17 protein-coding genes are annotated in these 18,371 nt (G+C 52.8%); 12 read left to right on the top strand and 5 right to left on the bottom strand.

The features are described from left to right. The first annotated feature begins 312 nt into the window (after positions 1-312). The 8 genes from ccoG (at position 313) to ATY27_RS07395 (ending at position 6,218) form a co-directional block, all read left to right on the top strand. Entirely contained in the window at positions 313-1,722 is a 1,410-nt protein-coding gene (gene ccoG, locus ATY27_RS07430; RefSeq protein ID WP_244151413.1) for a cytochrome c oxidase accessory protein CcoG, read from the top strand. A 120-nt stretch (positions 1,723-1,842) separates the two neighbouring features. Then, positions 1,843-2,832 (top strand): serine/threonine protein kinase, encoded by a 990-nt coding sequence (locus ATY27_RS07425; protein ID WP_208932950.1) that lies wholly within the window; start codon positions 1,843-1,845, stop codon positions 2,830-2,832. Between the two features lie 93 nt (positions 2,833-2,925). Continuing rightward, positions 2,926-3,564: a thiol:disulfide interchange protein DsbA/DsbL gene (locus ATY27_RS07420; RefSeq protein WP_208932948.1), complete on the top strand. Its 639-nt coding sequence runs from the start codon at positions 2,926-2,928 to the stop codon at positions 3,562-3,564. An 18-nt stretch (positions 3,565-3,582) separates the two neighbouring features. Next, positions 3,583-4,230 (top strand): thiol:disulfide interchange protein DsbA/DsbL, encoded by a 648-nt coding sequence (locus ATY27_RS07415; RefSeq protein WP_208932946.1) that lies wholly within the window; start codon positions 3,583-3,585, stop codon positions 4,228-4,230. A 19-nt stretch (positions 4,231-4,249) separates the two neighbouring features. Further along, the gene (locus tag ATY27_RS07410) at positions 4,250-4,897 is read left to right on the top strand and encodes a thiol:disulfide interchange protein DsbA/DsbL (protein ID WP_208932944.1); all 648 of its coding nucleotides are present in this window, start codon (positions 4,250-4,252) and stop codon (positions 4,895-4,897) included. A 213-nt stretch (positions 4,898-5,110) separates the two neighbouring features. Beyond that, the gene (locus ATY27_RS07405; RefSeq protein WP_208932943.1) at positions 5,111-5,404 is read left to right on the top strand and encodes a hypothetical protein; all 294 of its coding nucleotides are present in this window, start codon (positions 5,111-5,113) and stop codon (positions 5,402-5,404) included. 14 nt (positions 5,405-5,418) lie between these two features. Then, a complete protein-coding gene (locus ATY27_RS07400) occupies positions 5,419-5,931 on the top strand; it encodes a hypothetical protein (protein WP_208932941.1) in 513 nt (170 codons plus the stop codon). A gap of 2 nt (positions 5,932-5,933) precedes the next feature. Continuing rightward, positions 5,934-6,218 (top strand): hypothetical protein, encoded by a 285-nt coding sequence (locus ATY27_RS07395; protein ID WP_208932939.1) that lies wholly within the window; start codon positions 5,934-5,936, stop codon positions 6,216-6,218. A 97-nt stretch (positions 6,219-6,315) separates the two neighbouring features. On the opposite strand, the gene ATY27_RS07390 is transcribed toward ATY27_RS07395, so the two are convergent. From ATY27_RS07390 to ATY27_RS07375, 4 genes are read right to left on the bottom strand one after another with little or no spacing between them, the layout of a single operon-like run. Continuing rightward, a complete protein-coding gene (locus tag ATY27_RS07390) occupies positions 6,316-7,251 on the bottom strand; it encodes an alpha/beta hydrolase-fold protein (RefSeq protein ID WP_208932938.1) in 936 nt (311 codons plus the stop codon). Further along, positions 7,251-8,438, bottom strand: a complete 1,188-nt coding sequence (locus tag ATY27_RS07385; protein ID WP_244151412.1) for a serine hydrolase domain-containing protein — start codon at positions 8,436-8,438, stop codon at positions 7,251-7,253. Before ATY27_RS07385 ends, ATY27_RS07390 begins: the two co-directional genes overlap by 1 nt. Further along, positions 8,431-9,849: a M23/M56 family metallopeptidase gene (locus tag ATY27_RS07380; RefSeq protein WP_208932936.1), complete on the bottom strand. Its 1,419-nt coding sequence runs from the start codon at positions 9,847-9,849 to the stop codon at positions 8,431-8,433. The genes ATY27_RS07385 and ATY27_RS07380 overlap by 8 nt, the downstream gene beginning before the upstream one ends. Further along, positions 9,843-10,220, bottom strand: a complete 378-nt coding sequence (locus tag ATY27_RS07375) for a BlaI/MecI/CopY family transcriptional regulator (protein WP_208932934.1) — start codon at positions 10,218-10,220, stop codon at positions 9,843-9,845. The genes ATY27_RS07380 and ATY27_RS07375 overlap by 7 nt, the downstream gene beginning before the upstream one ends. 247 nt (positions 10,221-10,467) lie before the next feature. On the opposite strand from ATY27_RS07375, the gene ATY27_RS07370 reads away from it, so the two are divergent. The 3 genes from ATY27_RS07370 to ATY27_RS07360 are packed head-to-tail and all read left to right on the top strand — an operon-like array spanning position 10,468 to position 13,998. Further along, positions 10,468-11,148, top strand: coding sequence for a response regulator transcription factor (locus ATY27_RS07370; RefSeq protein WP_208933455.1), 681 nt, complete (start codon positions 10,468-10,470; stop codon positions 11,146-11,148). Beyond that, entirely contained in the window at positions 11,145-12,389 is a 1,245-nt protein-coding gene (locus ATY27_RS07365; protein ID WP_208932933.1) for a HAMP domain-containing sensor histidine kinase, read from the top strand. The genes ATY27_RS07370 and ATY27_RS07365 overlap by 4 nt, the downstream gene beginning before the upstream one ends. A 55-nt stretch (positions 12,390-12,444) precedes the next feature. Further along, positions 12,445-13,998 (top strand): amidohydrolase family protein, encoded by a 1,554-nt coding sequence (locus tag ATY27_RS07360; protein WP_208932931.1) that lies wholly within the window; start codon positions 12,445-12,447, stop codon positions 13,996-13,998. Positions 13,999-14,004: 6 nt separating this feature from the next. Here ATY27_RS07360 and ATY27_RS07355 read toward each other — a convergent pair whose 3' ends face one another. Next, positions 14,005-14,838 (bottom strand): peptidoglycan DD-metalloendopeptidase family protein, encoded by an 834-nt coding sequence (locus tag ATY27_RS07355; RefSeq protein ID WP_208932929.1) that lies wholly within the window; start codon positions 14,836-14,838, stop codon positions 14,005-14,007. 622 nt (positions 14,839-15,460) lie between these two features. Here ATY27_RS07355 and ATY27_RS07350 point away from each other — a divergent pair. After that, positions 15,461-18,097 carry a TonB-dependent receptor gene (locus ATY27_RS07350; protein ID WP_208932927.1) on the top strand — a complete coding sequence of 879 codons (2,637 nt, stop codon included), beginning with the start codon at positions 15,461-15,463 and terminating at the stop codon, positions 18,095-18,097. Positions 18,098-18,371 lie beyond the last annotated feature (274 nt).

The raw sequence follows: 18,371 nt of genomic DNA, 5'->3' as shown, positions 1-18,371 counted from the left end.
TCATTGCCATTCTACGCCGATCAGACCGTCTGACAACAGGCAAAACCAGACTGTACACAACGTTTACACAGTGTAAGAATTTTTGTGTAATCGGCATTTACACCTTGAGTTCCCACTCGCGCTAAGTATCAGAAAACATGAGCTATATCAAATGGTCCGCATATTGCTTGATGCATCATCAAAGTTCAGATTTATCACTGCTATATCCATAAATTTAGCAGGGACTTTAGACAAGCCACGGGCGGTAGCTGCTATACTCGCAATCCTGCCCGACTGTTACTGCAGTTTTTTACAGCAAAAAAGAGGTTCCCCTTGGACCAACAACAACGAATTCCGGTCAAAGTCGACATGCACAATCCAAAAGCGCCGGATCATTATCCGTCGCGGGATCGGATCTATGTCCGTGCGGTGAAAGGGCTGCATCAGCGCCTGCGCCGTAATATGGGTTTTGTCTTTATGGCGATGTTTTTTCTACTGCCGTGGTTGCAGTTTGAAGGTCATCAGGCCGTGTTGTTCGATCTGGACGAGCAGAAATTTAATATTTTTGCCATGACGTTATGGCCACAGGATTTCACCATCATGGCGTGGATTTTCGTGATCGGCGCCTATGCCTTGTTTTTTGTCACGACTTTTTACGGCCGGGTCTGGTGCGGCTATATGTGCCCGCAGACGGTCTGGACTTTTATTTTTATCTGGTTTGAAGAGAAAATTCAGGGCAGTCGCAATAACCGGATGAAACTCGACAAAGATCCGTGGAGCGGCCAGAAAGTGTTGAAAAAGGGCCTGACCCATTTTGCCTGGCTGGCATTTTCACTGCTGACGTCATTGATTTTTGTCGGCTACTTCACGCCAATTGACCAGTTGTTCCTAGATTTCTTTACTGCACAGGCAAGTTTCTGGTCTGTGGTTTTTGTGCTGATTTTTATGTTCTGCACCTACGGGAATGCAGGCTGGATGCGCGAAATCATGTGTACCCACATTTGCCCTTACGCCCGCTTCCAGTCCGCCATGTTTGATAAAGACACCTTTACCGTCACCTACGATGCAGCACGTGGCGAAAATCGTGGGCCACGTTCACGCAAAGATGCTGATTACAAAGCAAAAGGCCTTGGCGATTGCATCGACTGTAACTTATGTGTGCACGTTTGCCCGACCGGTATCGATATCCGTAACGGCCTGCAATATGAATGCATTAATTGTGGCGCCTGTATCGATGCATGTGACGATACCATGGACAAAATGGGCTATGCCAAAGGCCTGATCAGTTACACCACAGAACACAGTCTCAATGGTAAACCGACCAAAGTGGTGCGACCAAAACTACTGGGTTATTTTGTTGTACTGCTGGTGGTATGTGCCGCATTCGGCTGGACTTTGTGGACACGACTACCGGCCGAGCTGGATGTGGTACGTGACCGTGGCAGCCTGTTCCGCGAAACAGATGAAGGGCTGATTGAAAACACCTATACGTTGAAGATCATCAATAAATCTCAGCAAGAACAGACGTTTAAGCTTAGTTTTACTGGTATGGATAAAGTCAATTGGCTCGGGATCAGCGAAGTGACGATTAAAGGCGGCGACACGGCAAGTGTACCGATCAGTTTGTCAGCCGATCCGGCGGACATGACCAAGCCGATGACCGATATTGAATTCAGTATCGAAAATGCCGCCGACGCTGAAGTCCGTTTATCGCAGCGCAGCAACTTCTTTTCAGCACGATAAGCTCTGAGCTCTGGAAAAAGCCGCCTGCTGGCGGCTTTTTTTACGCAGGACGTCCCGTATGCAGCGCTTGCCGTGGCGCGGTATGATGCCTGACCCAATAGATCACTGCGCCGGAAATCCATGACGTCTGCCAATTTTCACTTTCACCAGTTACAGCCTGATCTGTTGCTTGATGCGTTAGAGAGTTACCAGATCCGCCTTGAAAGCGGCCTGATGGCGCTGAACAGCTATGAAAATCGGGTCTACCAGTTCAAGGCCGATGATATGCAACGCTATGTGGTGAAGTTCTATCGCCCTGAACGCTGGACGGCTGAGCAGATCGGCGAAGAACACCAGTTCTGTCGCGATTTACAACAGGCTGAGCTCGATATCATCGCCCCGTTGCTGTTTGATGGGCAAAGCCTCTTACAGTATCAGCATTATTATTTTGCCGTATTCCCCAGTAAAGGCGGCCGGCCGTTCAGTGCAGAACAGGACGAACACTGGGAACAGTTAGGGACGTTGCTTGGCCAGTTGCATCAGGTCGGCGCTGCCAGCACTTTTCAGCATCGGCCAACTCTGCAGGTCCATGCCGAATTGCAACAAGCCATCCCCGATTTACTTCAATGCCCGCTGCTGCCCGCAGGGCTGCGCCCCCACTATCAGCGCACGCTGGAACAGCTGTTGCAAACTATCCAGCAGCTGCCAGCCGTTAAATGGCGCTCTCGGCGCATTCATGGTGATTGTCATGCCGGCAACATCCTGACCGACCAACAGTTGTTTTTGCTGGATTTTGACGATTGTTTGCAAGGACCAGCCGTGCAGGATTTTTGGATGCTGCTGTCCGGCGATGAGATGGAACAACGGATCCAACTTGAAATTTTGACTGAGCAATATCAGAACTTTACTGATTTTAACCAGTCAGAACTGGCGTTGATTGAACCGCTGCGCTGCCGGCGTATGGTGTTGTACATGGTATGGCTGGCCAAACGTTGGGCGGATCCGGCCTTTCCATTACATTTCCCCTGGTTTACCCAGGAAGATTACTGGCAGCAACAACTGCAGCAGTTGCAACAACAGAACCTGCGGCTGCAACAGCCCACACTGCGTTTATACCCGTATGATATCTGACAGATGCCGGTGTCAGAGGCTATACAGCGGAAATTGCTTCAGTGTAAGCTGTGCGCCATCAGATGTTATTTAACGGATTGACTGGAATTTGTTATGAAAAAACTGTTGTCGTTTATTCTCGCATTTTGTCTGGTGCCAGCGGCGCTGGCGGTTGGTGGCCCTTATGAAGAAGGCACGCACTACGAAGTGATCGCGGAACAAGGTACTGCCAAACCTGAAGTAAAAGAATATTTCTCTTTTTATTGCCCACACTGTTTTGCCTTTGATCCCTATGTCAAAAGCCTGGAAAAATCGCTGCCACAAGGCACTGTGTTGAAAAAGTACCATGTGGATTTTATGGGACAGGCCAAACAAGAAATTCAGACTGGATTGACACAGGCGATGATCCTGGCCAAAGCCAAAGGCAAAGGCGATGAAGTCAGCAAAGCGATTTTTGAGCATATCCATGTCAAACATCAACCCTTTGCTTCTGCTGCTGATATCCGCGCTGTTGTAGTTGGCGCCGGCATTGATGAAGCTATCTATGACAAAGAAATTAATAACTTTGTGGTGAAATCTCAGACCAAACTGATGCAAAAAAGCCAGGCTGACGCCTCAAAAACCAAAGTACTGGACTCTGTGCCGACTTTTATTGTCAACGGCCGCTATAAAATCATCAATAAAGCGTTGGATAACGCGAATACAGAGCAGGATTTCAAAGCCTTAGTGCAACACCTGCTGGCAAAACCATAATCAGTCGGAGCTGTTGGTATGTTCAGAGTGTTCGCAAAATCCATGGTGCTGTGTGCAAGCCTTGCAGTGACTGCCTTCAGCCACGCTGCGGGAAGTTATCTCGAAGGAACGCACTACGAAGTGGTCGCGGAACAGGCAACCACAACACCTGAGGTGAAAGAGTTTTTTTCATTCTATTGTCCGGCCTGTTTTGCCTTTGATCCATACGTCAATAGTCTCGAGAAGTCATTGCCAGAAGGTACCGTTGTTAAAAAGTACCATGTTGATTTCATGGGTGCAGCCAGCAAAGAGATCCAGGCACAGCTGACTCAGGTACTGGTTCTGGCGAAAGCCAAGGGCAAAGGTGCAGAAGTTGGCCAGGCGTTGTTTAACCACATCCACGTCAAACGTCAACCATTCGCCTCAGCGGAAGACATTCGTCTCGTTGCGACTGCCGCAGGTATAGATCCTGCAATTTATGACAAAGAAATCAATAGTTTTGCTGTAAAGTCTCAGACTAAACTCATGCAAAAAGAACAGGAACAGTTCAGCAAGTCCAAAGTTTTGAATTCGGTCCCGACAATCATCGTTAACGGTCGTTATAAGATCATCAATCAGTCTCTGGACAAGACCAACACCGAGCAGGATTTCAAAGCCTTAGTGCAACATCTGCTGGCCAAACCATAATCAGTCAAGGTATTCAGATATGTTCAAACCATTCTTCAAAGCTATCGTTTTATGCGCAGGTGTTGCGGCCAGCGCTTTCAGTGTCGCTGCAACAACTTTTACCGAGGGCAAGCATTACGAAGTCGTCGCTGACACCGCCACGGCCACACCTGTGGTCACTGAGTTTTTCTCGTTTTACTGCGGCCATTGTTTCGCCTTTGAGCCTTTAGCTAACAAACTGGCCGCCAGCCTGCCAAAAGGCGTAAAGTTTGAGAAAAATCATGTCGACTTTATCCAGGCCAGCTCGCCAGAAGTACAAAACAGCATGGCAAGAGCATATCTGGTTGCCCATAATGCCGGCAAAGGCGAAGAAGTTGCCGGTATGATTTTTAACTATATCCATCGCCAAAAAGCTAACTTTGCCGGCGATGGCGATATCCGCTCCTTGCTACTGGTGAATAATTTCGACAGTGCCACCTTTGATAAAGGCTTTAACAGCATGCCGGTATTAGCTGCAGCCAAAAAAATGAAAGAACAGCAGACCTACTGGTCGGAAAAGAAAGTACTGACCGGTGTGCCAATGTTGTTGGTCAATGGCAAGTTTAAGGTCAAATTTGACGGCCTTGATGAGAAAAATGCCGATAAAGAGCTGATTGAATTGCTGGCTTATCTGGCTGCCAAGAAATAACACTGAGCATTTTGTCTCAGCGTTGCTAAAAAAACCGGTTCTGTACCGGTTTTTTTATTCAGTCAGGCAAATATCAAATGTTTATCAAATTTTCACCAATCAAATTACCGCACCTCTGATTGTTTTTTACACTTCTGGTCACTTATAGTTCACAAAAAACATATCTGCGCACCATGCCGCGCTTTTAATAACGAGTCAAATCGGGTGACAACTATGAATGATATAAGTATTCAGGGCGGCAGGGCGTATGCAGCCGCTTACGCATCCAATGATGTAAAAATGCAAGCTCCAGTACCAGCCGAGGCTGTAAAATCACCGACAGCGGCTTCAAGCGACACAGTTTTGATTAGTACTCAGGCAAGAGAATTATTTCAACAATCGAGCATTAATGATGCACCTATTGCCCCAACCAGCAGTGACCAATCAGTCGTATCAAGCGGAAGTAAGCCGGGACAAGTGACACTGATGAACGGTGGTGGCGGTGTAAGACCTCCTGAATCACCTTAAGTCAGGTGATAGCAATGACTCTATTTGATACATTATTTGAGTTCTCTGATGAAATTGTGACCTACCGTTTCTTATGCTACCTACTGCTATTATTTATAGTCATGTTGGTCGAGCGGAAAATTTCATCTGCAGGGATAACAATTGCGGTGTTAGTTTTAGGTGAAGGCGTACATCTTGTATTCATTGAGCCTCTATATGAAATTGCAAAGCATCAGCAAATAATAAATAAATTTGGGTGGTATGGTTCATGGGTAATCATAGACACATTCATATTATTTATTCTCTATGAAGCACATTCAAAAATGAAGTTACGAGTCACCACAATGGCTCAATTTTACGGCGCCACTCTTATATTTTTTAACTGCTGCCAAGCAATAGACTTTATTGATAGAGCATCAATAAACACGAATACATTCTCACTTTTTTATCAGTACGGAATATTCTCAGTCAATATGATAATGTTACCGGCTATGATAATACTTTGGTTACGACAAAGACGCTTACAGCGAACGGTTTACGGAACATAAAAATGGAATTGTCTCTTATAGTCGTCATGCTTGTTTTACTGACAGTAAGCTTTAATATCTTTATAAAATTACGAGGGCTCGCTGGCGAGCCCCAAATCTACGCCGAAGTTGCCAGCGAATTGCAGCAGCGGGCACACGATTTACTGGTGCGTAAAGATCATATTGAAGCGCGCGCCAACCTCAATTTAGCCGACGAAAACGAACGCTGGAAAAATGATTTGGCGCAGTATATGGAAGACTATGAACAAGAGGCGCTGGCGCGACGGCGGATCCATTTGGGTCATTAAGCAGACAATAAGTCGGGCTGATTGCGCTCTGAACTCCTTAAAAAACAAAATGCAGCCGGAATAAGGCTGCATTTTGTTTTTAATGACAGACAAAACTTTATCCGCCGGTATAAGGCCCCGCTCCAGGCAAAATCTCCAGCATGGCGCGGGTGACCATTGGTGGAAACACCGTCAAATGATCTTCGTCTGCCAGTACCTTCGTCTGCACTTTCAGACCGGGTTGCTTGGCCTGTTGCAGCAACATGGAGAACTGTTGCATATCACCGACCAGATCAGTTTCAGCATAGTGTCTTGCCGTTGGGCCTGGCTGCTCAAAACTGCCACTGTACAACCAGACACTGGCCCGGGTAGTCTTCGGCATGGCCGCCAGCAGTGTCGGCGCGGCCTGTAGCAGTTGCCGTTTGTCAAACCACAGCGACGGGCTGCTCAGCACATAATGACTGAACAGTGTTGGCTGATGCAGCAGCAGATAAGCGCCAAACAAACCACCATAAGAATGACCGAGGTAAATCTGCCGCTTCGGATCAATGCGGTATTGTTGCTGCAGCAGCGGTAACACCTGCTTCGCAATAAACCCGGCAAAAGCCGGCGCATTGCCATACACCGTAGCGCCATAGTCTTCACCTGGCAAAGCCGGCCGGGCTTTCACATTCGTTGGCGTGTAGTCCCGGCTCCGACTGGAGACTGGCGTATCTGTAGCCGGATAGGCCAGACCTGCCAGAACAAAGTCTTCGATATTCCGTCCCTGCTGCCCTACCCGGTTGCGAATGCTGCGGATCAGCGGAAACGCATAAGGCGCATCGGTTACCAGCAATAATGGGCAGGCGCTTTTGCGCTGCTGACAGGGCAATGGAATATCCACCCACAATGGATAATTACGGCCCTGAAACTTCAGCTCATGCACCGCAGTACCCGCTAAACTGACAGCCGGTGGCGTTTCTGCAGCTTCTGCGGCAAAACAGAACATCAATGCCAGCAACGAATGACGCAGGGTTCGTCCGGGCTTTGCGCCCGGCAGGTTACAGCTCAGCATTATCTGGCCCCTTTTTTCGTTGCGCCATGCTTGTGTTTTGCCAGCTGTGGTCCGGGTAACACCTGCTGCCAGAACCAGCCAGCCAGTTTGCCGGTAACGTCTGCTTCTGCATTGGTCAGCAGCACTAAGCCATAACCGGTCGCCGGCGAATAAGCGATATAGGGCCGGTAACCGTCGACCACACCGGCGTGGTAATACAGCTTATCGTCGCCATATTGCACCATCCGCCAGCCACGGCCGTACCAGGCACTGGCATTACGGTATTGCTGCCAGACCGGCCAGCGCGGTTTAACCGGCATTTTTACCAACGGCTGCTGCAGCTGACTGAGTAGCGCTGGCGAAAACACTTCTGGCCGGTATCCCAACATCGCAATCAGGTATTGTGACAAATCCCGTGCACTGGCATTGACACCGGCTGCGGCGGGAAAACGATAAAAATTGGCTTTAGGCTTCACAGTGCGCCAGCCTTTGCCACCGCGCTGATGCGGCAGCGCTTTGTTGCGGCTGGCCAACAAACCGGTCAGACCGTACGACGCAGTATGCATTTGTAGTGGCGCAAACACTCTTTCACTGACCAACGTTTCATAAGGCTGGCCGGTACTTTGCTCGGCTGCACGGCCCAGCAAGCCAAACAATACGTTCTGATAGCTGTAACAACGACCAGGCGGGCAAACCGGCGCCAGCTCGGCCAGTCGCGGCAGAATTTGCGCCGGGGTTTGGTCGGCCTCAATCAAGTCTTCAAAAGCATGTGCCCAAAAACCTGAGCCTTGCGACAAAATGGTTTCGACACTGACTTTTTGCTCAATCGCCGCCGTTTTCAGCTGCAACTCCGGCACATAAGCCTTCAGCGGTTGCTGTAAATCCAGCCGGCCCTGCTGGGATAACTGCACCATGATATTGCCGGCAAAGGTTTTCGACACTGAGGCTAACCGGAATACAGTGTCTGCATTGACCCGGGCGTTGTCGCCAACGGCGCGTACGCCATAACTGCCAAGCGCCAGCACCTGGTCTTTATAAACAATGGCATAAGCACCGCCAGGTACTTTGGCCTGCTGCAGTTGCTGATTAAACTGCTGCTGAAATTGCGGCAATAATGCCGGATCTGCGCTGGCTTGAGCCTGCGGCATGGAGGTTATCCAGCCCAGTGCAGCACAAATCCACAGCTGTAAACGGTACTTCTTATTCACCCGTCGCTCCTTGCAGCTGGTCCAGTGGCAATACTGTTGCCGGATCAATCCGCTGCCCATTTAATAACAATTCCAGATGTAAATGCGGACCAGTCGTACGACCAGAATTCCCCAAAGTACCAATCACCTGACCGGCATCAACCTGCTGACCCGGCTGCACGTCGACCCGATCCAGATGAGCAAACAACGACTGATATCCACCGCCGTGATCCAGCAGCACCACATTGCCAAAATTGGCGTGCAGGCTGCCAGTGCCGGCCAGCAAAACCCGACCCGCTGCCACAGCTTGTAAGGAAGCACCACGCGCCGCGATAACATCAACGCCGTTATGCGGTTTGTTTTGGCGGAAATTGTGCACTTCTCCATACCAGGAGCCCACTTTGCCCTGCACCAGCGGCGCCAGCCACTGTGAAGGAGCAAGTCCGGTCAGTTCAGTTTTAATCGCCCATGCCGGCAGACAAAGCATGCAAATCCCGGCAATAACCAATCGGCGCTGCCAGCACGACAAGGCCGGCCCGGGTTGCATGATTTGACCAATCCGGTGCTGCAACATGGCACCACTGCCACTGCCGGCACTGGCCTGCAACCAGCGGCCGGCTGCTGTTAGCTGTTGCTGCGCGCGGATCGCCTGCAATAAGGTTCTGGCATACAGCGCACGCTGCCCAGGTTTTTGCGCCAACACCCAGCCATCGACCTGCGTTTCCATCGCTTGCTGGAAATGCCGTTCCAGCAGTCGCAGCGCAGGATTAAACCAACACAAGGCACAGAGCAGACGCCAGCACAATAACCACAAAGGATCACGGCGTTGCAGGTGCTTCAGTTCATGCCGCAACAGTAACTGTTGCTGGGGCAACGTCAGCTGCCAGAACCACTCCGGCAGCCACAATACGGCGCGACGGATGCCACTGACAAAAGGGCTGCCATTGTTCGGCAGCTGCTGCAACTGCAATACCGGATATTGGGCCAACAAACGCTGTAAAGCCGGGTCGTCCTGCACCACGGGCTGTAGCGCTTGTAGCGGCAACGGAGCCGACAGCTGATGTAACTCACGCCACAAGTGCCACTGCCGAGCCATCAACCACAATGAAATCAATGAGCCCAGCGCCAATAACAGCGTCGCCAGTGCTGGCAACAGGGCTTGCAACGGCTGTTGCTCCACCCAGCCTGGATGCGCCGGCAACGCCAATAATGGGCTGACGCCATGGTCAAGTTGCTGTGACCAGTGCTGCGGCAAATGGACAGCACTGTCTGGCCACGGCAAAAATGGCAGCAGCGATACCAGCAACAGCAAAGGTGCCAGCGCCGGCCAGTCCGACAATGCAGAAAAACGCCTTGCAGCACGTTGTAAACACCATGCGGCGGTGGTGCTCAGTAACACCCAGCAAAATAACGCCAGCAGCAGATTCAGCATGAGTCACCGCCTTGCTCTAGCTGCTGCAATTGTTGTTCTAACGCCTGCAGGTCGTCAGCTGTTAATAACCGGCTGTCGGCAAACATAGCCAGTGGCATCGGTTGTTTCAGCTCAAGCACCCGGCTGGCAAAATCCTGCGCCAGTGCTGCCAGCGTTGCTACTTTGGTTACCTGCGCACTGTAGCTGTTCTGATTACCTTGTAACTCAGCCACCAGCAACCCTTTATCCACCATCCGCTCCAATGTTTTGCGCGTCGAGGAATAACCCCAGCCTAAGACATCGGCCAACTGGTCATGCAATTCGCGGCCGGTTTGTGGCTGCAGCTGCCAGAGCAATTTGAGAATTTCCAATTCTGGGGCTGTAGGTTGCATCCGCGTGTCCTGTCAGTTCAGTGATGGCCAAATACTGCGACAGATGTCGCAGATTGGCAAGTGGTAATTGCGACAGTTGTCGCAGAACAATACTGAATGGATAAAAAGCCGGCGGTACGGACCAGAATCGCGCTGATATTTGACAGATTTTTCACAGCAGCGGCATGATGCTGTATCTCCGCCACCAAGCCGGACTTACCATATGCCGCAGTTACCTACCCCTGCTCAGCCGTTTCCGGCCAAAACTTTGCGTATTTTATTGGTGGAAGACGAGCCCGCGTTGGCGCGGAATATTCTCGATTATCTGCAATTGTGTGGTCATCAGACGGACTATGCCGCCGACGGCAAACTCGGTTTGCAGCTGGCATTGCAGCAGCACTTTGACGTGATCCTGCTGGATTTGATGCTACCGCGCCTGGATGGCGTGAGTCTGTGCCGCCAGCTGCGCGCGCAGGCCAGCCGGCATACACCGGTGCTGATGTTAACCGCCCGCGACACGCTGGCCGACAAAACCGATGGATTTTATGCCGGCGCAGACGATTATCTGACCAAACCCTTTGCGCTGGCTGAACTGGCGCTGCGCTGTCAGGCTCTCGCGCGGCGCAACGAACCGCAGCAATATTGCCTCGAGATCGGCCCTTTGCGGCTGGACCGGCGCACACTGCAGGCCTGGCGCGACGACCAACTACTGCAACTGCACCCTATTGGGTTTCAAATCCTGCAGCTGCTGGCCGAAGCCTATCCGGCGGTGTTGAACCGGCAACAACTGACCGACCAGCTCTGGCCGGATCAAGCTCCGGATTCAGATGCACTGCGCAGTCATATTTATCTGCTGCGCCAACAGCTTGATAAGCCTTTTGCCTGGCCCTTATTGCACACAGTTCACGGCGTTGGTTTTGTGTTACGGGTCACGGAGCAGGTGCCATGAATAGCAAAAAGACCTCGCTGAGCCTGCGGATCCGTGCGGCTTTCCTGCTGCTGGTACTGGCCTGTGGTGTATTGTTTGGCCTGCTGACGCTGGTGTTTGTCTACACCACCGAGGATGCTCTGTTTTACCAGCGGCTGGACCAGGAAATCGCCCGTCAGCAATTATTACCAGCGCCCGCGCCGCCGCTGGACCCACATTTGCAGCTGTTTCAGTCCGTCAGCCAGTTTCCGCCGGATTTGGCGGCGGCGTATCAAGCCGAGCCCAAAGCCTCCGAACTGCCCGGCACTGCAGGCCGGCATTATCACTTAAGGCGCTGGTCGCATCCGGCACAACAAGAACCACTGTTTCTGGTCACTGAAGTCAGTCAGCAACTGGTGGTCAGGCCGGTGCTGCGCACTATGCTGGCGGTCTATGGTAGTCTGCTTGCGGTGTTTTTGCTGTTGGCGCTGGCCCTTGGCTGGTATCTGGCACGGCGTGCCAGCAGGCCACTGCAGCAACTGGCTATGCTGGTCCAGCAGGATCCGCTGCCACTTGGTTTTGCCGCTCAGTTTCATGATCAGGAGATCAGCCTGTTGGCGCAAAAACTGGAGCAAAGTATGCTGCGGCTACAACAGTTTGCCGAACGCGAACGCCAATTCAGCCGCGATGCCAGCCATGAACTGCGCACGCCTTTGGCGGTGATCCAGAGCAGCTGCGAGTTATTACTGCTCAACCCGCCCGCCGATGCTGATGTCGCGCGCCGCCTGCAGCAGATCGCCAGTGCCTGCACTCAGATGCATCTGTTGATCCAAAGTCTGTTACTGATGGCACGCGAGGCCGACGTTTCTGCCATCAGTCCAGTCCATCTCACTGCGGCACTGCAGCAACTGTGGCAACAACAGCAACAATGGCAACCACGGCCTGAGTTGATTCTGCAGTTACAGCTGCCAGATACCCTGACTTTGTTGGCGCCGCCTGAATTATTGCAGCTGCTGTTGAGTAATCTGCTGCAAAATATCTGGCGTCATAGCGCGGCAGGTATTGTTTGTATCAGTGCCGGTGACCACTGGCTGCAACTGGAAAATCCACGCTCAGCTAATCCGGGCGCTGCCAGCGCCTTATCCGGTTTTGGTCAGGGTATTGCGCTGCGGCTGGCGCAAGCTTGTGCGCTGGAACTGCACAGTGAAGCGACACCGCTGTTGTGGCGTAGCCGCTTGTGCTGGCAAGCAACGCAGACTGAGACAAACTCTGGTTTGACATAAATTTCACCTGACAAGCTGCACAATGCGGTCTTTGCCGAATCCCTGTGGAGCGCCCATGTTACGCCGTATCCTGTTATCTATCGCCCTGCTGTTGTGCCTGTTATTGTTCAGCGCGATGGTGCTCATCCTGTCGCCAATGCCGGACCCACCGGGGCCTGTATACAGCCACTCGCATATCGTGCTGGATCAGGTGCATATCGTCGATACCCGCACCGGTGAGATACAGCGCGACCGCGCGATTTGGATCAACCAGGGCCGCATCGAACAGATCTCGGCAGCCGGCGTTTCAGCACCTAAGGATTATCTTTATGTGTCAGGTCAAGGCCACTATGTAGTGCCTGGCCTCTGGGACAACCACAGCCATAGCCTGAAACTGTCGCCACAACTGCATCATCCGCTGTACCTGGCGCATGGCATCACCTATTTGCGCGATATGTCTGGCTGTATGACGGGTGCAGACAGCTTGCTGGCCTGCGTCGACGACCGCCGGCGCTGGGCGCAACAAGCGCAACGAGGTGAACGCAGTAGCCCGCTCTATCCGCAGCAAAGCAGCTTTGCCATAGACGGCGGCGCTGAAGTGCCGGCAGATTTTCCGACCTTTTTACGGCTGCAAAGCGCTGAGGATGCCACAGCACTGGTCCGGCATTATCAGGCGCTTGGTGTCGATACGCTGAAGACCTATGAATTGTTAAACCCGCAACAATATCAATGGCTGAGTACGGCTGCAGCAAGCGCCGGCATGCAACTGGCAGGACACCAGCCCTGGCGCGTTACGCTGGCCGAACTGATCCAGGCGCGTCAGCATAGTGTTGAACATGGCCGGTTATTTTTATTTGAATGCTCGGCTGTCGCCATGCAGCTGAAACAGCAGCCAATGCGGGAAGGGCTAATCAACAGTGACGTCTGGCGCCAAATCCTGCAAAGTCAGGATCCGGTGATGTGTCAGCAGAAAATGGCTGCGATGGCTCGTGCTGGCGTGTGGTGGAGCCCGACCTTATTAACGCTGCAACTGGGTGCCAGCGCTGCGGATCCAGCGTTTCGCCGGGACCCGCGGCTGGCGCAGGTACCCTGGCTGCTGCAAAAGCTCTGGCAAGCCGACGCCGATGGCATGCAACGCCGTGGCCGTGACCAGCAGGGGCGGCCTGTGCATGCAGAACTGTTAGCTCTGGCGCAGCAGCAACTGAAACAGGCTGTGGCGCTGGGAGTGCCAATTCTGGCCGGTACAGATACGCCTGACAGTTTTGTCTTTGCCGGCAGCGGCCTGATTGACGAACTTGAGCTTTATACCAAAGCCGGACTGACCCCGTTGCAGGCACTGCAAAGTGCGACGTTATGGCCGGCACAATATGCCGGAGTTGCCGCAAGCGCGGGCACTGTGGACGTGGGGAAAGATGCGAACCTGCTGCTACTCGCCGACAATCCGCTGCAGCAGATCCAGGCGCTGCGTCAGGTTGAGGGGCTTGTTCTGGCCGGGCATTGGTACGACAAACCGCGGCTGAACGCGCTGCAAATCTTTAGTGCTGAACAGGCCGGTAGCATAACGCTGAACCTTCAGCTGGCCTGGTCAGCGCTGCAAAGTGCACAATTTCGCCAACAATTTGCTGACTAAACCAGGTTAATCGCCAGCACTGGCCACTTTGGCGGAGCTGGCTTTGCTTTTGCCTGATTTAACTGCGCCCGGTGTTGTGCCAGTTTTGCCGGATTTGCCGCTCGTTTTCGCGACTCTGCTGGCAGGTTGTTTTGCCTTGGCCGATGTTTTTGCCGGCTTCGCTGTTTTTGCTGGCCCCGCTTTGGCGATTTTGGTCTTCACTGTGCGGCTTTTTGTCACTACGACGCGTTTTTTCGCCGGCAGTTGGTTAGCCGCCACCTGACGCTGCATTTCTGTTAAGGCGTGCTTACGTTCCTGCGGGCTTAACGGCAGCAGCACAATAGGGTCTTGCGGCACACTGCCGCGCCACAGTTCAAAATGCAGATGCGGCCCGGTCGCGCGACCGGTCTGGCCGACCAACCCTATCTGCTGACCGGCTTCCACCCACTGACCGAGCTGCACATCGAGCCGCGACAAATGGGCGGATAAACTGGTCAGCTGGTCGCCATGTTCGATCAGCACCGCATTGCCGAAGGCCTCGCTCAGACTGCTATTATCGGCGCTTAACACCACGCCACTGCTTGCAGCAAACACCGGGGTGCCACTTGGCGCGGCAAAATCAACGCCGTGATGCTGGCGATTGCGGCTTTTGATGATATAGCGGGCAAATGAAGCGCTGATACGGGCGCCTGGCAATGGATGGACGAAAGTCACTGGCCCGCGCTGCTGCTGGGTCACAGTTTTTTCTGCCACCGGAGGCACTGGAACCGGTGGTGCGCTGGCGCAGCCTGCCAGCAAACAGAGCCAGCCCAACATCAGACCGGCGCCGTACAGACGTCGGTTTTGCAAAAATAAACGCATATAGTTTGATTCCGGCTAACTCTGGGTCAGCGTCTTGGTTCACGACTTCGCACGCAGCCGCTGGCAGCGAAGCATGGCTTGATTGTCAGACAGTGTCGCCGGATCAAGGACTTCCGGCAAGCCAACAACGCAGATCTGCTTAATTTCTACCCTGCTGATGCCACAAATGCGGTTTAACGTTTATCTATTATTCCTTTTAGGTATATAAAACCGAATGACAGCGCTTGTCATGATATAAAAAATCGCTACAATGCGCGACATCTGGACGGCTAAACATCCATTGCATCCAGAGAAGAAATTCACCCTGCACATGCTCACCGGTCAACCGGAAGCCTGGAAATCGTAGTAAGAAGGATTCCGACCATGTTGCCAGTTCAACAGTTACCAAACGCCGATACCAGCGTTCATAGCACCACTTGCACGCCAACCTCAATTTGTTGCCTGCTGCCAGCACGAATGTGTTGCTGATCACCTGTCTGGCCTGAAGCCCGCGCCATATTTCGGCGCAGCGCCTAGCCACCCTGTTTTTACCCTATTGACTGACTGCTGCGGCGGTCCAATTCGCTGAGATTTGCAGCCCCGCTGCGAATACACTCAGCGCCGAATTTTATTGAGGTTTATCATGCGTTTTACCCCACATTCCCTGACGCTGCTCGCCAGCGCCATCGCTGTTGCTACGCCGGCATTCGCCACTACAGCTGCCGAAGCCGCCGCTCCTGAAAAAGCCGTCGAGCGTATTCAGGTCACCGGCAGTTTTATCAAACGCAGCCAGCAGGAAGATGCCACACCGCTTTTGCAAATCGACGCCGATGCGATTGCCGCAAGTGGCAAAGTCACACTGACCGAAGTGCTGCGCGATCTGTCGGTCAATTCCGGTAACAGCTTTGACGAGCAATATACCGGCAGCTTCTCCGCTGGCTCGGCATCCATTGGCTTGCGGGGTCTCAGCCCGAAAAACACCTTGGTATTGGTCAATGGTCAGCGTCTGTCCAACTACGGCTTTGCACTGAATACCCAGGACACATTTGTCGACCTGAACGCTTTACCTTTAAGCGCTATCAAACGTATTGAAGTGTTAAAAGACGGCGCCTCGTCGGTTTATGGTTCTGACGCTATTGCCGGTGTAGTGAATATCATTTTAAAAGGACAAATCACCGACACCGAGCTGTCGCTCAGCACCGGTCGTGCCACTCAGGGTGGTCTGGAGCAATATGGTCTGGGCCTGTCGACCGGCATCGGCGGAGTGGCAGAGGATGGCTATAACCTGAGCCTGACGCTGGATTGGTTTGACCGTGCCCGTTTGGATGCCAGCGAACGCGACTTATTGAAAACCGGCGATTTCCGCCATTTACCGGGCGGCAAACTGGCTGGCTGGAGCGCACAGGGCGCCAACTCGCTGGCCAATCCATCGTTACCGCAGGCACTGGCCAATTGCCCGGCCGGCAGCGAAAAACGACCATGGAATGATTTCACGCCGGGGCGCAAAGGCGAAGTCTGTGCTTTTAACGCCCAGCCTTTTAATACGCTGCAGCCAGAAGTAACCCGCCGCCAGTTATCACTGCAAGGCACTGTCGCACTTGGTGAAAACTTAAGCGGTTTCGCTGAGTGGTTATACAGCGACAACGATTCAGCGATGTTGTTTGGCGCACCGCTGACCGTCGGCGCCGGCCTGTGGGCTTATAATCCGGTCAACGGCACTCTGACTGATATTCCGGTTTTATTGCCTGTTGGTCACCCGGACAATGCTGTTGCTACGAGCACAGGCAAACCGCTGGCCATTGAATACATGCTGTTTGACTTAGGCCCACGCACCAAGGCCAACAGCCAGCAGTTCAGCCGGCTGCTGGCAGGTGTGAAATATCAGGGCGAAGTCTGGGATGCGCAGCTGCAACTGTTGCAATCATTCAGCCATCAGCGCGAATATGTCGACAATTTCGTCAATCGTTATGAATTTGAAAAGGTACTGAAAGATGGCAGCTACCGCTTTGACGGCCGTCAGAACAGTGCCGAAGTACTGAACCGCCTGCGTTTGCAAACGCGCCGGCCGGGTGAATACGAAATTAATTCAATCAACGGCAGCGCCAGCCGCGATTTATGGGACAACGACTATGGCACAGTTGCCATCGCCACCGGTTTTGATTTGCGTAAAGAACGGATGGATGCCGGCACGTCGCCACAGGTGTTGTCCGGTACTGAACTGCGCCCGGCGATTAATCTGGTCAAAGGCGAACGCACGGTCAGCGCGGCTTTTGCTGAGCTGAGCCTGCCGCTGTATACCGACCTGACTGCCAGCGTCGCCGGTCGTCTGGACCACTACGACGATTTCGGCCGTGCCTTCTCGCCCAAAGCCGGGGTGCATTATGTGCTGGCGGAAGACTGGTTGCTGCGCGCGTCCTGGTCACGTGGTTTCCGTGCTCCTTCTTTACCGGAAATTGCTGACAGCAATACCATCAGCTACGGCACTGTGATTGACCCGAACGACCCGCTGGAACCGGGCAGCCGCCGCGGTTACACCCAGCTGCGTGGTGGGAACCCACTGCTGCAACCGGAACGTTCCACCAACAGCAATGCCGGTCTGATCTGGTCGTTCAGCAAACAAGGCAGCGTGGGCATTGATGTATTCAGAATTGAACAGCAGGACATTATCGCCGGCGACAGCGCGCAATATGTGGTGGACCACCCGGAGCTTTATGCTGACCGTATTTTGCGTGATGCACAAGGTCGCTTACAGATCCTGAAAAACCAGTACACCAACCAGGGCAGCCGCGATACCCGCGGTGTGGATATCGACTTTAACTTCCGCTTTGAGCTGAACAATGGCCATAGCCTGAGCCTGAAAACAGTCTGGTCACACTTACTGGATTACAAACAGGCACTGGTGGCCGGGCAGCCGGTGCTGGAAGGTGCAGGCAACAATCAGTTTGGCGCACTGCCGGCCTGGAAGAGTAATAACAGTCTGATTTGGCAACACAGCGATTGGCAAGCCAGCCTGACGGCCGCTTTTACCAGCGACTATCAGCAAAAAGTGGCGACGGCCGCCAGTAACCCGGGGCTTCGCAGCGATATCAGCAGCTTCACGCAGTGGGACAGCCAGCTGAGTTACCGTGGTATTGCCAATACCCAAATCAGCTTTGCAGTGCAAAACCTGTTGGATCGTGACCCGCCGTTTGACCCAAGCGCCGGCAGCGATTACACCGACACCACACAATACAACCTGCGTGGCCGGCAAATCAGTCTGACTGCCAGTTATCAGTTCTGATCAACAGCTGTTCGTTACGAAGAGATTAAGTAAAAGGCCCACTCGATTGAGTGGGCCTTTTTGCTTTATTGGGAAAGGTGATGCGCTCCGCAGAGCTGATGGCGTTAGCTTGCTTTTTAACCCGAGCTTCACGGCACAATCGTATTGGATAGCCACAGTACGACATCAGTGCCGGGAAATAGCCTGACAGGCCATAAAACGACAAAGCCCCAGTCGAAAAACTGGGGTTTATAGCTTTATTGGGAGCCTTCATATCCCTCGCGGAGCTTCGGGA

It is taken from the genome of Rheinheimera sp. F8 (genome assembly GCF_001518915.1).
This window is presented reverse-complemented; position numbering and strand designations above follow the sequence as displayed.

Bases quoted from the DNA above. Each gene is read 5' to 3' on its own strand.
- ATY27_RS07425 (WP_208932950.1), top strand. From the start codon at position 1,843: ATGACGTCTGCCAATTTTCACTTTCACCAGTTACAGCCTGATCTGTTG.
- ATY27_RS07420 (WP_208932948.1), top strand. From the start codon at position 2,926: ATGAAAAAACTGTTGTCGTTTATTCTCGCATTTTGTCTGGTGCCAGCG.
- ATY27_RS07415 (WP_208932946.1), top strand. From the start codon at position 3,583: ATGTTCAGAGTGTTCGCAAAATCCATGGTGCTGTGTGCAAGCCTTGCA.
- ATY27_RS07410 (WP_208932944.1), top strand. From the start codon at position 4,250: ATGTTCAAACCATTCTTCAAAGCTATCGTTTTATGCGCAGGTGTTGCG.
- ATY27_RS07405 (WP_208932943.1), top strand. From the start codon at position 5,111: ATGAATGATATAAGTATTCAGGGCGGCAGGGCGTATGCAGCCGCTTAC.
- ATY27_RS07400 (WP_208932941.1), top strand. From the start codon at position 5,419: ATGACTCTATTTGATACATTATTTGAGTTCTCTGATGAAATTGTGACC.
- ATY27_RS07395 (WP_208932939.1), top strand. From the start codon at position 5,934: ATGGAATTGTCTCTTATAGTCGTCATGCTTGTTTTACTGACAGTAAGC.
- ATY27_RS07390 (WP_208932938.1), bottom strand. From the start codon at position 7,251: ATGCTGAGCTGTAACCTGCCGGGCGCAAAGCCCGGACGAACCCTGCGT.
- ATY27_RS07380 (WP_208932936.1), bottom strand. From the start codon at position 9,849: ATGCTGAATCTGCTGCTGGCGTTATTTTGCTGGGTGTTACTGAGCACC.
- ATY27_RS07375 (WP_208932934.1), bottom strand. From the start codon at position 10,220: ATGCAACCTACAGCCCCAGAATTGGAAATTCTCAAATTGCTCTGGCAG.
- ATY27_RS07365 (WP_208932933.1), top strand. From the start codon at position 11,145: ATGAATAGCAAAAAGACCTCGCTGAGCCTGCGGATCCGTGCGGCTTTC.
- ATY27_RS07360 (WP_208932931.1), top strand. From the start codon at position 12,445: ATGTTACGCCGTATCCTGTTATCTATCGCCCTGCTGTTGTGCCTGTTA.
- ATY27_RS07355 (WP_208932929.1), bottom strand. From the start codon at position 14,838: ATGCGTTTATTTTTGCAAAACCGACGTCTGTACGGCGCCGGTCTGATG.
- ATY27_RS07350 (WP_208932927.1), top strand. From the start codon at position 15,461: ATGCGTTTTACCCCACATTCCCTGACGCTGCTCGCCAGCGCCATCGCT.